We start from the raw sequence: 15,003 nt of genomic DNA on the forward strand, positions 1-15,003 counted from the left end.
GTTGTCTTAAGCCGCCTTCTGCGCGCTCTTGGCGCGGATGCCGAGCAAATGGCTGATCGCGAACACGAGATCGGCGCGGTTCATGGTGTAGAAATGGAAGGTGTCGACGCCGTGCTTGGCGAGCTTCTGCACCTGGCCGGCCGCGACGGTGGCTGCCACCAGCTTGCGGGTCTCGGCGTCGTCGTCGAGGCCCTCGAACTTCGCGGCGAACCAGTCCGGCACGGAGGTGCCGGCGCGGGTGACGAAATTGCGAGCCTGCTTGAAATTGTGCATGGGCATGATGCCCGGCACGATCGGGATGTTGATGCCGCGGGCACGGACGCGGTCGAGATAGCGGAAGTAGAGATCGTTATCGAAGAACACCTGCGTGATCGCGCGGGTCGCACCCGCATCGACCTTGGCCTTCAGCGTGTCGATATCATCGTCGAAGTCGCGCGCCTCGGGGTGCTTCTCGGGGTAGGCCGAGACCGACACTTCGATGTCGGCGTGACGCTTCTTGATGCCGGCGACGAGCGCATCGGACGTCTGGTAGCCGTCGGGATGGCTGGAATAGGGCGTGCCGATACCGCCTGCGGGATCGCCGCGCAGGCCGACGATGTGGCGGACGCCGACCTCGTGATAGCGGTCGACGATCTCGTCGATCTCGCCGCGCGAGGCGCCGACGCAGGTCAGATGCGCGGCCGGCAGCAGCGCGGTTTCCTTCAGGATACGCGAGATGGTCGAGTGGGTGCGCTCACGGGTCGAGCCACCGGCGCCATAGGTCACCGAGACGAATTTCGGGTCGAGCGGGGCCAGCCGGTTGATGGTGTCCCAGAGGTTGCGCTCCATATCTTCGGTCTTGGGCGGAAAGAACTCGAAGGAGATCGCAGGCCGCTTCTGGTGCCGGTCGGTCTGGGCAGCCGTCGTCACGTCAGTCATGGGCACCACTCACTCCAGATTATTCACCAGGTTTTGGCGCCGGTCAGCGCTAGCCTGGGATGTCCAAGATATGACAAAGGCAGTCTGATCGACAGCCCATCGTGGATGGGAAGTGGCCCACTTCATGTGTATTAGGCTGAATTTTTCTACCTTATGGTCGAATAGTGGGAATTATGTTCATGGTAAAATACATCGATATATCAATATTTTGATGCAAGTTAAGGGCAGTTCGGTGGTTGGCTTGATCTGTGGGCAGCCTGAATTAGAAATGATATGCACGCCATTTGTCCCAACTGCCGGCTTCGGTGTCCCGGCCCGCGGCCTGCACGTCAGACCTGCGCGGCCTGCCCATTGCCGCCGCGCCGCTCTCCACTACGTTAGCGCGCCATGATCCCGCTCTCGGTCCTCGACCTCTCCGTCGTCACAACAGGCACAAAGCCCGCCGCGGCGTTGCGCAACAGCATCGATCTGGCGCGTCATGTCGACGGGCTCGGCTATGTCCGCTATTGGCTCGCCGAGCATCACAACCTCGCCTCCGTCGCGAGCCCAGCGCCCGACGTGATGATCGGGCAGATCGCGGCGGTGACGAAGCACATCCGCGTCGGCTCCGGCGGCGTGATGCTGCCCAACCACGCGCCGCTGGTCGTGGCCGAGCGCTTCAAGATGCTGGAGGCGCTGTTTCCCGGCCGCATCGATCTCGGCCTCGGCCGCGCCCCCGGCACCGACGGCGCCACGGCCTATGCGCTGCGTAGCCGGCTCGATCGCCGCGAAGGCGACGATTTCCTCGAGCGGCTGCACGAATTGATCCTGTGGCAGACCCGGGAATTCCCCTCGGGCCATCCCTACCACAACGTCGTCGCGATGCCCGACGATACGCCGTTGCCGCCGATCTGGCTGCTCGGCTCCAGCGATTATTCCTCAGAGCTCGCCGCGCAGGTCGGCATGGGCTTCGCCTTCGCCCATCATTTTGCGTCCCACGATGCGATCGATGCCATGGTGCATTACCGCAATCGTTTTCAGCCCTCGGCCTGGAGCGCGAGCCCGCGCGCGATCCTCGCAGTCGCCGTCATCGCGGCCGACACGGATGAGGAGGCCGAAAAGCTCGCCACGTCTTTCGATCTCAACCGCCTGCGCCGCGACCGCGGTCAATATCTTCCGCTACCAAGCGTCGAGGAAGCACTGGCCTATCCCTATACCGACTCCGAGCGCACCTCGATGCGGCGCAACCGCTCCCGTCTGTTCGTCGGCAGCCCTGCTACCGTGCAAGAGACGCTGCGGCCGCTGATCGATTCGAGCAAGCCGGACGAGTTGATGGTGATCACCGCCGTGTACGACCACGACGCGCGCAAGAAGTCGTATTCGCTGCTGGCGGAGGCGTTTGGACTTAAGGCGGCCGGATAAAGCTCTCGTGCCCCGGACGCAGCGCAGCGCCCTTCGGCGGTGCGCTGCAGAGCCGGGGCCCATCCTACGCTTCGCAGCCTCTGGATCCCGGCTCGCGCTTCGCGCGTCCGGGACACGAAACTATTCCATCGTTGCCCGGAAAGGATGCCCCGGATACACGCCGACGATGCGAAATTCGCGCGAGAAGAATTTCAGCTCCTCGATCGCAAACGCAAGGCCCTTGTCGTCAGGGTGGCCGTCGACGTCGGCGTAAAACTGGGTGGCGAAGAAATTGCCGTCGACCATGTAGCTCTCGAGCTTGGTCATGTTGACGCCGTTGGTGGCAAAACCGCCGAGCGCCTTGTAAAGGGCGGCCGGCAAATTGCGCACCCGGAACACAAAAGTGGTAACCAGCGGGCCGGAGTTTTGGGCGGCCCATTTCGGCTCGCGCGCGAGCACCACGAAGCGCGTGGTGTTGTGGGCCTCGTCCTCGATGTCCTCAGCCAGAATGTCGAGGCCGTAGATCTTTGCGGCGAGGCGCGAGGCGATCGCGGCGACGGTCTTGTCGTTGCGCTCGGAGATGTCACGGGCGCTGCCGGCGGTATCGGCGTGCACGATCCCCTTGATGCCGAGCTTGCGGATGATGCGCCGGCACTGGCCGAGCGCGTGCACATGGCTCTCGACGCTCTTGACGTCGGCAAGCTTGGTCCCCTTCACCGCCATCAGCTGATGACGGACGGGCAGAAACCATTCGCCGATGATGAAGAGGCCCGAGGCCGGCAGCAAATGATGGATGTCGGCGACACGGCCCGCGACCGAATTCTCGATCGGGATCATGCCGAGATCGGCCTCGCCCGAGGAGATCGCCGACAGCGCGTCCTCGAAGGTGGCACAAGGCATCGGCTCCGCGTCCGGATAGGCCTCGACAATGGCGATGTGGGAATTGGCCCCAGGCTCGCCCTGGAATGCGATTTTAAGCTTGCTCATGCTCGGCCTTGTAACAGCGGCTCAGGATTTGGAAAGGATGCTGCGCGCGGTTTCGAGGTCCGCCGGCGTGTCCACCCCGCGCGGCACGGTATCGACAATGGTGAAGTCGATGCGCATTCCGGCCTCAAGCGCCCGAAGCTGCTCGAGCTTCTCCTGCAATTCCAGCGGCGAAGGCGGAAGCCGGACGTAGCGCTCCAGCGCGGCGCGGCGATAGGCGTACAGGCCGATATGGTGGTAACGCGGTCCGTCGCCGGTCGGAGCGGTGGCGCGGGTGAAATAAAGTGCGCGCATCCGCCTGCCGCCGAGCGAGGTTCCGATTGCCTTCACGACGCTCGGCGCGAGGTCCTCCTCCTCGGTGTGGATCTGCGAGGCCAGCGTGGCGATGTCCACGACGGGGTCTTGCAGCGGCGGCAGCACCTCGCGGATGTTGTCGATCGTGATGGTCGGAAAATCGCCCTGGAGATTGACCACGATCTCGGCCTTGCCGTCCGGATCGAGCTTCTGCATGGCCTCGTGGATGCGGTCGGAGCCGGAGGGGTGCTCCGGGCGGGTCATCACGGCCTCGCCGCCATGGGCGGTGACCACGGAAGCGATCTCCGCCGTGTCCGTTGCGACTGCGACCCGGCCTATCCCGGCGGCCTCGGCACGGCGCATCACATGCACGATCATCGGCTGCCCCGCGATATCGGCGAGCGGCTTGCCGGGCAGGCGGGTGGCGGCCATGCGGGCCGGAATCAGCACCAGGATGCGGGGATTGATCATCGGTTCAAGGGCCTGGAAACGGGGCGTTTTCCGCGCCGAGAAATGGGGTGGGGACGGGCCTGAAGCCCGCTCGCTTATACGGGTTGCCAGACCCCGGGCAAACCGATATCTCAATGGCAAAACTCGGGGAAACAATTGGGAACGTTTGATTCTCCCGAGGCTCGTCCTGGCGGCCGCCTGGCCGCCAATTCTTCTTGCGGTGTGGGGCCTGGCCGGAAATGGACTCTTTCGAACTCAACAAAATTCTCGGTGCCGTGCTCGGCACCTGTCTCATCCTGCTGGTGACGAGCTTCACCGCGAGTGCGCTGTTCTCGCCCAAGATGCCGGAAAAGCCGGGCTTTGAGATCGCCGTGAAGGAAGACGCCGGCCACGGCAAGGAAGGCGCCGCCGCCGCTGCGCCCTCCGAGCCGATCGAAAAGCTGCTCCAGACCGCCTCGGTCGAGAAGGGCGCCTCCGCCGCCAAGAAGTGCGGCGCCTGCCATACCTTCGAGAAGGGCGGCCCGAACCGCGTCGGTCCGAATCTCTTTGGCATCGTCGGCGAGCCCAGGGGTGAAGGACGCGGGTTCAATTTCTCGGCCGCCATGAAGGCCCAAGGGCGGCACCTGGACGTTCGACGACCTCAACAAGTTCATCGCCAACCCGAAGGGCTTCATCCCGGGCACCGCCATGGGCTTCGCCGGCATTCCGAAGGATTCCGAGCGCGCCGACGTCATTGCATATCTGAATTCGCTGTCGGACCATCCGCAGCCGTTGCCGACCGCCTCAAAGTAAGGCGTCAAAAAATCCTTCTTGAACTATGCGGCCAGGCTGAAAAGCCTGGCCGTTTCCGTATCCGGGCCTCGCGGCATCGTTATCGGGGCGTTTGGCCGCATCGGATGGCCGTCCGGCCTTCCAAGATGAGGAAAAAGCAACATATTCCGTCGAAACCTTGCCTATATTGGGACCTTAAAGGAGTAGCCTCCTTCAAGACAGGAATGTTGATTTGGCCATTACCCGACGCGATCTCCTGCTCACCGGCACTGCTGCCGCCGCGCTCCCCGCCCTCGGTTCCGTAGGGGGCCTTCCTGTCGGCGTGGCGCACGCGCAATCTGCCGGTGCGCTCACCTGGCGCCACGCTCTGTCGCTGTTCGGACAGGTCAAGTACCCCGCGGACTTCAAGCGCTTCGACTATGTCAATCCGGAAGCGCCCAAAGGCGGCGTCGCGCGCCAGATCGCCGTCGGCACATTCGACAATTTCAACATCGTCGTCTCCGGTGTAAAGGGGCAGGTCGCCGGCGCCGTTGCGTTCATTTACGAATCCCTCACGACGCCCTCGCTCGACGAAGTCTCGACCGAATACGGCGCGCTGGCCGAGGCCGTCAGCCACCCGGACGATTTTTCCTTCGTCACCTATCGTTTGCGGTCCGACGCCAAATGGCATGACGGCAAGCCTGTTACCGCGGACGACGTGATCTTCTCGCTCGATTCCTTCAAGAAGCATCACCCGCAATACTCGGCTTATTACAGCCATGTGACGAAGGCCGAGAAGGTCGGCGAGCGCGAGGTGAAGTTCGTGTTCGACGCGCCGGGCAACCGCGAACTCCCGCAGATCGTCGGGCAGCTCACGGTCTTGCCGAAGCACTGGTGGGAGGGAACCGACGCGCAGGGTCGCAAGCGCGACGTTTCCGCCACTACGCTCGAAGTGCCGCTCGGTTCGGGCCCCTACAGGATCAAGGAATTCGTTGCCGGACGGTCAATCGCGCTGGAGCGCGTCAAGGATTATTGGGGGCGCGATCTCGCCGCCAATGTGGGCCGCAATAATTTCGACGAGATGCGCTACGAATATTTCCGGGACGCCACCGTGGCGATCGAGGCTTTCAAGGCCGATCAGGTCGATTGGCGTACCGAGAACAGCGCGAAGAACTGGGCGACGGCCTACGACTTCCCGGCCGTCACTGAAAAGCGGGTGATTCTCGAGGAGTTCGCCAATCGCAGCTCGGGCGTCATGCAGGCCTTCGTACCGAACCTGCGCCGCGCCAAGTTTAGCGACCCCCGCGTGCGACACGCTCTCAACTATGCGTTCGACTTCGAGGAGATGAACAAGCAGATCTTCTATGGTCAGTACAAGCGCATCAGCAGTTATTTCGACGGCATCGACGACCTCATGGCGACCGGCCTGCCGCAGGGCAAGGAGTTCGAAATCCTCGAGACCGTCCGCGCCGAGGTCCCGCCCGAAGTCTTCACCACGGCCTACACCAACCCGGTCGGCGGCAGTCCGGAAGCCGTGCGCGAGAATCTGCGCGAGGCGCTGCGCCTGTTCAAGGAAGCCGGCTACGAGGTGCGCGACCGCAAGCTGATCGACGTCAAGACCGGTGCCCAGTTCTCGCTGGAATTGCTGAACTCGGATCCGAGCTTCGAGCGGATCACGCTGTTCTACAAGCCGTCGCTGGAACGGCTCGGCATCGCGGTCAGCGTGCGCACGGTCGATCCGACCCAATACGAGAACAGGACCAGAGAGTGGGATTTCGACGTCGTCACCAACTCCTGGGGCGAGTCGCAGTCGCCGGGTAACGAGCAGCGCGAATTCTGGTCGTCCAAGTCGGCTGATATCGCCGGGTCGCGCAACATTACCGGCATCAAGAATCCGGCAGTCGACAAGCTGATCGAGCGGGTGATCTACGCCACGGGTCGCGACGATCTCGTCGCGGCCACCAAGGCGCTCGATCGCGTGCTGCTGTGGAATCACTACGTCGTGCCGCAATGGACCTATTCGAAAGTCCGCACCGCGCGCTGGGACCGCTTCGGCCGGCCGGCGGAGCTGCCCAGATATGGTCAGTCCGGCTTCCCGTTCATCTGGTGGTACGACGCGGACAAGGCGGCGCGGATTGCAAAGAAGTCGTGAGGGGCATTTCTCGCATGGCGCAGCTTTCACGCCGGCATGTGCTGGCCTTGGGTGCCGGCGGCGCGTTCAGCGCCTCCTGGCTCCGGGGCGCGACAGCGTCCGAGATGCCCGCCGAGGCCCATGGCATCTCGGCCTTCGGCGACCTCAAATACCCCGCCGACTTCCACCATTTTGACTATGCCAATCTCGATGCGCCGAAAGGCGGCACGTTCTCCCTCATTCCGTCGGTGCGCGCGTATAACCAGTCCTACCAGACCTTCAACTCGCTCAACGCCTTCATCCTGAAGGGTGACGGCGCGCAAGGCATGGACATGACGTTTGCGCCGCTGATGGTGCGCGCAAACGACGAGCCGGACGCGATGTACGGGCTTGCCGCCAAGTCTGTAAATATATCGGCAGACAAACTGGTCTATCGCTTCACGATGCGGCCTGAGGCGAAATTCCACGACGGCACCAAGCTTACCGCGCACGACGCGGCGTTTTCCTTGACGGCGCTGAAGACCAAGGGGCATCCGCTGATCATTGTGCAGATGCGCGACATGGTTAGCGCGGAAGCGATCGACGCCACGACGCTTGTCGTGACCTTCGCCAAGGGACGCGCGCGTGACGTCCCGCTCTATTTGGCGAGCCTGCCGATCTTCTCGAAAGCGTATTATGCCTCTCGCGCCTTCGACGAAACGTCGCTTGAGACGCCATTGGGCTCGGGTCCGTACAAGGTCGGGAAGTTCGAGGTCAATCGCTACATCGAGTTCGAGCGGGTAAAGGACTGGTGGGCCGTCGATCTGCCATCTTGTCGCGGCAGCTACAATTTCGACGTGGTGCGCTATGAGTTTTATCGCGACCGCGACGTCGCCTTCGAGGGATTTACCGGCAAGAACTATCTCTACCGCGAGGAGTTCACGTCCCGCATCTGGGCCACGCGCTATGACTTCGCTGCCGTGAAGGATGGCCGCGTCAAGCTCGAGATCGTGCCCGATGACACGCCGTCCGGTGCGCAAGGCTGGTTCATCAACACGCGGCGCGACAAATTCAAAGACCCTCGCGTGCGCGAGGCCCTGATCGATGCTTTCGACTTCGAATGGACCAACAAGACCATCATGTACGGCGCTTATGCCCGTACGGTGTCGCCGTTCCAGAATTCGGACCTCATGGCAAGCGACGGACCTCCTCCGCCGGACGAGCTGAAGCTGCTGGAGCCGTTTCGCGGCCAGATTCCCGACGAAGTGTTCGCCGCGCCCTTTACGCCGCCGGTCTCCGACGGCTCCGGGCAAGATCGCAGCCTGTTGCGCAAGGCGCAGCAACTGCTCAGCGACGCCGGCCTGCCGATCAAGGACGGCAAGCGAACGCTGCCGAACGGAGAGGTGTTCAGGATCGAGTTTCTGTTGGATGAGCCTTCCTTCCAGCCGCACCATGCGCCCTACATCAAGAATCTCGCGACGCTCGGCATTGAAGCGAGTGTGCGCCTCGTCGATGCCGTGCAACACAAGGCGCGCCAGGAAGACTTCGACTTCGACATCACGATCCAGCGCTTCAGCATGTCGGCGACACCGGGTGATGCCATGCGCGCTTTCTTTTCCTCGCAGGTCGCGGCAACCAAGGGATCGTACAATCTGGCGGGCATCGCCAACCCGGCCATCGACGCGATGGTCGAGAAAATCATGGCGGCTGACAGCCGCGCAGAATTGACCGTGGCCTGCCGCGCCTTCGATCGCCTGTTCCGAGCCGGCCGCTATTGGGTGCCGCAATGGTATAACAAGACGCACCGGCTTGCTTATTGGGACCAATTCGGCCATCCGCAGAAGCTGCCGCGTTATGCCAACGGCGTCGGTGCCCCCGATATCTGGTGGCACGATGGCGGCAAGGCCGCCAAGCTCGAACAGGCGAAATAGCCATGAGCGCCTATATCGCCCGCCGCATCCTGCTGATGATCCCGACCTTGCTCGGGATCCTCTTCGTCTCCTTCATCGTCGTGCAGTTCGCGCCGGGCGGCCCGGTCGAGCGCGTGATTGCGCAGCTCTCGGGCGCCGACACCGGCGGCAGCTCGCGCATTTCGGGCGGCAGCGACTTTGCACAGCGCGCCCCGGGGCAGTTAGGGGCCGGCGGCGATGCCATCAACTCGAAATATCGCGGCGCGCAAGGCCTCGATCCCGATTTCATCAAGAAGCTGGAGGTGCAGTTCGGCTTCGACAAGCCGGCGCCCGAGCGGTTCGCGCTGATGGTGTGGAATTTCGCCCGCTTCGATTTCGGCAAGAGCTACTTCCGCGATGTCAGCGTGATCCAGTTGATCAAGGAGAAGCTGCCGGTCTCGATCTCGCTCGGCATCTGGCTGACACTGCTGACCTACCTGATCTCGATTCCGCTCGGCATCCGCAAGGCGGTCAGGGACGGAACGCGCTTCGACACCTGGACGTCGAGCGTGCTCGTGCTCGGCTATGCGATTCCCGGCTTCCTGTTCGCGATCCTCCTGATCATCCTGTTTGCCGGGGGCTCGTTCTTCAACTGGTTCCCGCTGCGCGGACTGACCTCGGACGGCTGGTCACAATTTCCCTGGTACTGGAAGATCATCGATTACTTCTGGCATTTGACGCTGCCGCTCATCGCCATGGGGCTCGGTGCATTCACCACCATGACGTTCCTGACCAAGAACTCGTTTCTGGACGAGATACGCAAGCAATACGTGATGACCGCGCGCGCGAAAGGCTGCAGCGAGAATCGAGTGCTCTATGGCCACGTCTTCCGCAACGCGATGCTGATCGTCATCGCGGGCTTTCCCAGCACCTTCATTCACGCCTTCTTCTCGGGCTCGCTTTTGATCGAAACCATCTTCTCGCTGGACGGACTGGGACTGCTCAGTTTCGAGAGCGTTCTCAACCGCGATTACCCCGTGGTGTTCGGCACGCTCTTCATCTTTTCGCTCGTCGGCCTCGTCATCAACCTCATCTCTGACCTGACCTATATGTGGATCGATCCGCGGATCGATTTCGAGGCGCGGGAGGTCTGATGACGCTGGCCGCCCCCACCACGCCGATCGAAACCACTGCGAAGTCGCCGCTCGGCAATGCGGTGCCGATCACGCGCAAACCGTTCGTGCCGTCGCCGCTCAACAGGCGCCGCTGGCAGAATTTCAAGGCGAACCGGCGCGGCTACTGGTCGTTCTGGCTCTTCATGATCCTGTTTGTGGTGTCGCTGTTCGCCGAGCTGATCGCCAATGACCGGCCGTTCATGATCAAATATGATGGCCGCCTCTACTGGCCGTCCGTCATCACCTATTCGGAAACCACTTTCGGCGGCGACTTCGAAACGGCGGCCGATTATCGCGATCCCTATTTGCAGAAGCTGATCAGGGACAAAGGCGGCAGCATCGTCTGGCCGCTGATCCGCTACTCCTACGACACCCACAATCTCGATCTGCCGACGCCGGCACCGTCGCCGCCGACCTGGATGCTGACGGAAGCGCAGTGCAAGCCGGTGGTCGAGAAGAAGGGTCTCAAGAGCTGCCGCGACCTGGAATACAACTGGCTCGGCACCGACGATCAGGGCCGCGACGTGGTGGCGCGGCTGATCTACGGCTTCCGCATCTCGGTGCTGTTCGGCCTCTGCCTGACCATCGTCTCCTCCGTCGTCGGCATCGCGGCCGGCGCGGTGCAGGGCTATTTCGGCGGCTGGATCGACCTGCTGTTCCAGCGTTTCATCGAGATATGGACTGCGATCCCTTCGCTCTATCTGCTGCTGATCCTGTCGTCGGTGCTCGTGCCCGGCTTCTTCGTGCTGCTCGGCATCCTGCTGTTGTTTTCCTGGGTGTCGCTGGTGGGACTCGTGCGCGCGGAATTTCTGCGCGGGCGCAATTTCGAGTACATCCAGGCGGCGCGGGCGCTCGGCGTGTCGAACGCCGTGATCATGTTCAGGCATCTGCTGCCGAACGCGATGGTCGCGACGATGACGTTCCTGCCATTCATCGTGTCGAGTTCGGTGATGACACTCACGGCCCTCGACTTCCTCGGCTTCGGGTTGCCGCCCGGCTCGCCGTCGCTCGGCGAGCTGCTGTCGCAGGGCAAGTCCAACGTGCAGGCGCCTTGGCTCGGTTTCTCCGGCTTCTTCTCGGTCGCGATCATGCTGTCGCTCTTGATCTTCATTGGCGAGGCCGTGCGCGACGCCTTCGATCCGCGCAAGACGTTCAGGTAAACCAATGGACGCGATCAACCAGCCCCATGCTTGCCGTGCGCGACCTCTCGGTGGCCTTCCACCAGGGCGGCGCCACCACGCTCGCGGTCGACAAGGTCTCGTTCCAGATCAAGCGCGGCGAGTGCGTCGCACTGGTCGGCGAGTCCGGCTCCGGCAAGTCGGTCAGCGCGCTCTCGATCCTTAAGCTGTTGCCCTATCCGAACGCCTCGCATCCCTCGGGCAGTATCCGCTTCAAGGGGCGCGAGCTGATCGACCAGTCGGAGCGGGAGATGCGCGAGATTCGCGGCAGCGACATCTCCATCATCTTCCAGGAGCCGATGACCTCGCTCAATCCGCTGCACACGATCGAGTCGCAGATTGGCGAGATCATCCAGCTCCATAACCCGACCGGCAATGCCGAGGTGCGCAGGCGGACGCTGGAGCTGCTGACGCAGGTCGGCATTCCCGAGCCTGAAACGCGGCTGAAGAGCTATCCGCACCAGCTCTCCGGCGGCCAGCGCCAGCGCGTCATGATCGCGATGGCGCTCGCCAACGAGCCGGACCTCCTGATCGCGGACGAGCCGACCACGGCGCTCGACGTCACCGTGCAGGCGCAGATCCTGACGCTGCTCGCAGAGATCCGCGGTCGGCTCGGCATGAGCCTGCTCTTCATCACCCACGATCTCGGCATCGTGCGCCGCATCGCCGACCAGGTCTGCGTCATGAAGGGCGGCGAGATCGTCGAGCAGGGGCCGGTCGAGCAGGTCTTCAAAAGCCCGAAGCATCCCTATACGCGCGACCTGCTTGCCGCCGAACCGAAGCCGGATCCAGCGCCGCCGCAGCCAGATGCGCCGGTGGTGATGTCGGCCGACGACCTGAAAGTCTGGTTTCCGATCAAGCGTGGGTTGATGCGCAAGACGGTCGGTCACATCAAGGCGGTCGACGGCGTCAGCATCGCCGTGCGCAAGGGCGAGACGCTCGGCGTTGTCGGCGAGTCCGGCTCGGGCAAGACCACGCTGGGACTGGCATTGATGCGGCTGATCTCCTCGAACGGACGCATCGTGTTCCTGGGAAAGGATATCCAGGGTCTGCGCTTCAAGGAGATGCGGCCCATCCGGCGCGACATGCAGATCGTGTTTCAGGATCCGTTCGGCTCGCTCAGCCCGCGTATGTCGGTTGCCGACATCGTCGCCGAAGGTCTCTCCGTGCATCAGCCGAAGCTCTCGCACGAGGAGCGTGAGGTGCGCGTCGTCAAGGCGCTCGAGGACGTCGGGCTAGAGGCAGACACTCGCCACCGCTATCCCCATGAATTCTCCGGCGGCCAGCGCCAGCGCATCTCGATCGCGCGCGCCGTGGTGCTGGAGCCGGATTTCGTCGTGCTGGACGAGCCGACCAGCGCGCTCGACATGCTGATTCAAGCGCAGATGGTCGATCTGCTGCGTGAGTTGCAGCGCAGGCGCGATCTCACCTACATGTTCATCTCGCACGATCTGCGCGTCGTTGCCTCGCTCGCCAGCCATCTGATCGTGATGCGTGGCGGCAAGGTGGTCGAGGAAGGCCAGGCTTCTGAACTTTTCAAGAACCCGAAAACGGATTACACCCGCGCGCTGTTTGCGGCGGCGTTCCGGCTGGAAACGGCGGGGAACGGGTCGACGGCGACATAGCGTCCGTCAGAGCCGCTTGATCGCGGTGATCTCGCTGCCGGCTTGCTTGATCCTTGCGATTGCCGGCTCGATCGGCTCGATCACCGTTGCCATGTGATGCGCGTTGGCGTGGACCATGGTGGCGCCATCGCGGACGATGGCGACATGACCCTTCCAGAAGATGAGATCGCCGCGTTGCAGCTTGCTCAGCTCATGCGGCTCCAGCGCGCGGCCGAGGCCGGCCTGCTGCATGTCGCTGTCGCGCGGGCAGCCGATGCCCGCCGATGTCAGCGAGACCTGGACGAGACCGGAGCAATCGATGCCAAAACTGCTTTTGCCGCCCCAGAGATAGGGCGTGCCGACGAAACGCTCGGCGGCTGTGACGAAATCCGACTCGCGATGTTCCAGCGGGACGAGATGAGCCTTGGGCAGATATTGTCCGTCGCGCGTCACGGCGAAGCTGCCGTCCTCGCGCGCGACCGCGATCTTCGATCCCATCACCAGCGTGTCTGCCGGCGGCAGCTTGATCGAGGGACCGGGGAAGGCAAAGGTTCGTAGCGCGCCGACCATGTGGGTCGGGGCGGACGAGGGTTTCATGAGCGCTGCATCCGGCAGCCAGCCGACATAGCCGTCACCGGAAAGCTGACCCCAGGCCCAGCCTTCGCCGTCGCGATCGTAGACCGTGACGCGTTCGCCGCGTAGCGCTTGTGTCATCAGCATCGCGTTCGACGACGGCTGCTGGCGCACGGGGGCGATCGCCTCGACTATCTCGTATTCCTCGCCCGTGACGAAGCGATCGGCCTGCACCTTGCCTTCGAGATATTTCGCGGCGAGGTCGCCCCGCATTGGTGTCAGTCGCGGATCATGCATAGCGCTCGCTCAGCAATGTGTAGATCGCGCGCGCGGCCTGGCATTCGCCGCCCTCGGGGCGCGCGGGCTTCGCCGACGGCGTCCAACCGTAGATGTCGACATGCAGCCAGCTCCTGGCCTGCTCGACGAAGCGTTGCAGGAACAGCGCGCAAATGATCGAGCCGGCAAAGCCGCCGGACGGTGCGTTGGTGATGGTGGCCGTCTTGGAGTCCAGCCACGCATCGTAAGGCGGCCACAGCGGCATGCGCCACAACGGATCGTTCTCCTTCACCGCACATCGTGCGACGTCGGCGGCAAGCGTCTCATCATTGGTGTAAAAGGGCGGTAAATCAGGGCCCAGAGCGACGCGTGCCGCTCCCGTCAACGTGCCGAGATCAATCAGCAGGTCCGGCTTTTCTTCGTCGGCCAGCGCCAGCGCGTCGGCGAGCACGAGGCGGCCCTCTGCGTCGGTATTGCCGATCTCGACCGTGATGCCCTTGCGCGAGGTGAAGATGTCGAGCGGGCGGAAAGCGTTGCTGGAGACCGCGTTCTCCACGGCCGGAACCAGCACGCGCAGGCGGACCTTGAGCTTCGCATCCATCACCATGCGCGCCAGCGCCAGCACGTTGGCGGCGCCGCCCATGTCCTTCTTCATGAACAGCATGCCGCTCGATGGCTTCAAATCGAGCCCGCCGGTGTCGAAGCAGACGCCCTTGCCGACCAGCGTCACCTTGGGATGAGCCGGGTCTCCCCAGCCGATGTCGATCAGCCGCGGCGCGCGGTCCGAGGCCATGCCAACGGCGTGGATGAGCGGAAAATTCGTCTTCAAGTCCTCGCCGATGGTGCAGGCAAAGCTTGCACCGAATTCGGCGGCGAGATCTTGCGCGGCTGTGGCCAGCTCCTCCGGCCCCATGTCATTGGCCGGCGTGTTGATGAGGTCGCGCGCCAGCGTCGCAGCGTCCGCCATGCGGTTGATCTCGGCCGCGTCGACGCCGTCAGGCGGCACGAGGCGGACCTCGGGGCGGTCCGCCTTGCGGTACCGGGCGAAGCGATAGCTGCCGAGCGCGAAGGCGAGTGCGGCGAGCCGTGCGTCGTGCGGTGCATTGGCGAAGCGATAGATGCCCGGCGGCAACAGGCCGGGCAGGGCGCCCGGCCGGAACAGGTCGGGCGCTCTTGCACCTTCGTCCTCGAGGCCGAACAGCACTTGCGCGATCGTGCCGTCGGGCGCTGGCAGCGCGAGGTAGCCGCCCGGCTTTGCGGTAAAAGCGCTCGCGGTGGCGAACCGGCGTTGCGCCGGCGGCAGCGTCTCGGCGACCTGATCCCAGCTCGACTTGGTGACGAAGGTGATCGGGATGGCGGAGGGCGACGTCTCGAAGACAGAAGGCATTTGGAGGGTCCGGATCGTCAGATCGAGCGGGTCAT

10 protein-coding genes and 2 pseudogenes are annotated in these 15,003 nt (G+C 63.5%); 7 read left to right on the plus strand and 5 right to left on the minus strand.

What is annotated here, in order from left to right:
• Positions 1-6 precede the first annotated feature (6 nt).
• Complete coding sequence (gene metF, locus ACVWW3_RS35165; protein ID WP_456651635.1) at positions 7-918, minus strand: methylenetetrahydrofolate reductase [NAD(P)H]; 912 nt, start codon at positions 916-918, stop codon at positions 7-9.
• Between the two features lie 387 nt (positions 919-1,305).
• Here metF and ACVWW3_RS35170 point away from each other — a divergent pair, with 387 nt between their 5' ends.
• Positions 1,306-2,319 carry an LLM class flavin-dependent oxidoreductase gene (locus ACVWW3_RS35170; RefSeq protein ID WP_456651634.1) on the plus strand — a complete coding sequence of 338 codons (1,014 nt, stop codon included), beginning with the start codon at positions 1,306-1,308 and terminating at the stop codon, positions 2,317-2,319.
• 120 nt (positions 2,320-2,439) lie between these two features.
• Here the strand turns inward: ACVWW3_RS35170 and ACVWW3_RS35175 are convergent, their stop codons facing one another.
• A complete protein-coding gene (locus ACVWW3_RS35175; protein ID WP_456651633.1) occupies positions 2,440-3,285 on the minus strand; it encodes a prephenate dehydratase in 846 nt (281 codons plus the stop codon).
• Positions 3,286-3,306: 21 nt separating this feature from the next.
• On the minus strand, positions 3,307-4,047 hold the full coding sequence (locus ACVWW3_RS35180) for a 3-deoxy-manno-octulosonate cytidylyltransferase (protein ID WP_247446273.1): 741 nt from the start codon (positions 4,045-4,047) through the stop codon (positions 3,307-3,309).
• 218 nt (positions 4,048-4,265) lie between these two features.
• Between ACVWW3_RS35180 and ACVWW3_RS35185 the strand changes: the two are divergent.
• The 6 genes and pseudogenes from ACVWW3_RS35185 to ACVWW3_RS35210 all read left to right on the plus strand — a co-directional run bounded on the left by ACVWW3_RS35185 (position 4,266) and on the right by ACVWW3_RS35210 (position 12,753).
• Positions 4,266-4,818, plus strand: a pseudogene (locus ACVWW3_RS35185) (c-type cytochrome).
• A gap of 211 nt (positions 4,819-5,029) precedes the next feature.
• Positions 5,030-6,928 (plus strand): extracellular solute-binding protein, encoded by a 1,899-nt coding sequence (locus ACVWW3_RS35190; RefSeq protein WP_456651632.1) that lies wholly within the window; start codon positions 5,030-5,032, stop codon positions 6,926-6,928.
• A gap of 14 nt (positions 6,929-6,942) precedes the next feature.
• The gene (locus ACVWW3_RS35195; protein ID WP_456651631.1) at positions 6,943-8,817 is read left to right on the plus strand and encodes an extracellular solute-binding protein; all 1,875 of its coding nucleotides are present in this window, start codon (positions 6,943-6,945) and stop codon (positions 8,815-8,817) included.
• A 2-nt stretch (positions 8,818-8,819) separates the two neighbouring features.
• Entirely contained in the window at positions 8,820-9,929 is a 1,110-nt protein-coding gene (locus ACVWW3_RS35200) for a microcin C ABC transporter permease YejB (protein ID WP_247446276.1), read from the plus strand.
• Positions 9,929-11,110 carry an ABC transporter permease gene (locus tag ACVWW3_RS35205; RefSeq protein WP_247343872.1) on the plus strand — a complete coding sequence of 394 codons (1,182 nt, stop codon included), beginning with the start codon at positions 9,929-9,931 and terminating at the stop codon, positions 11,108-11,110. The genes ACVWW3_RS35200 and ACVWW3_RS35205 overlap by 1 nt, the downstream gene beginning before the upstream one ends.
• Before the next feature lie 4 nt (positions 11,111-11,114).
• A pseudogene (locus tag ACVWW3_RS35210) lies at positions 11,115-12,753 on the plus strand (ABC transporter ATP-binding protein).
• A 6-nt stretch (positions 12,754-12,759) separates the two neighbouring features.
• Here the strand turns inward: ACVWW3_RS35210 and ACVWW3_RS35215 are convergent.
• Both ACVWW3_RS35215 and ACVWW3_RS35220 read right to left on the minus strand, forming a co-directional pair.
• Positions 12,760-13,602 carry a C40 family peptidase gene (locus tag ACVWW3_RS35215; protein ID WP_456651629.1) on the minus strand — a complete coding sequence of 281 codons (843 nt, stop codon included), beginning with the start codon at positions 13,600-13,602 and terminating at the stop codon, positions 12,760-12,762.
• Positions 13,595-14,968 carry a leucyl aminopeptidase family protein gene (locus tag ACVWW3_RS35220; RefSeq protein WP_456672308.1) on the minus strand — a complete coding sequence of 458 codons (1,374 nt, stop codon included), beginning with the start codon at positions 14,966-14,968 and terminating at the stop codon, positions 13,595-13,597. The genes ACVWW3_RS35215 and ACVWW3_RS35220 overlap by 8 nt, the downstream gene beginning before the upstream one ends.
• Positions 14,969-15,003: the final 35 nt, after the last annotated feature.

Source organism: Bradyrhizobium sp. LM2.9, assembly GCF_054056555.1.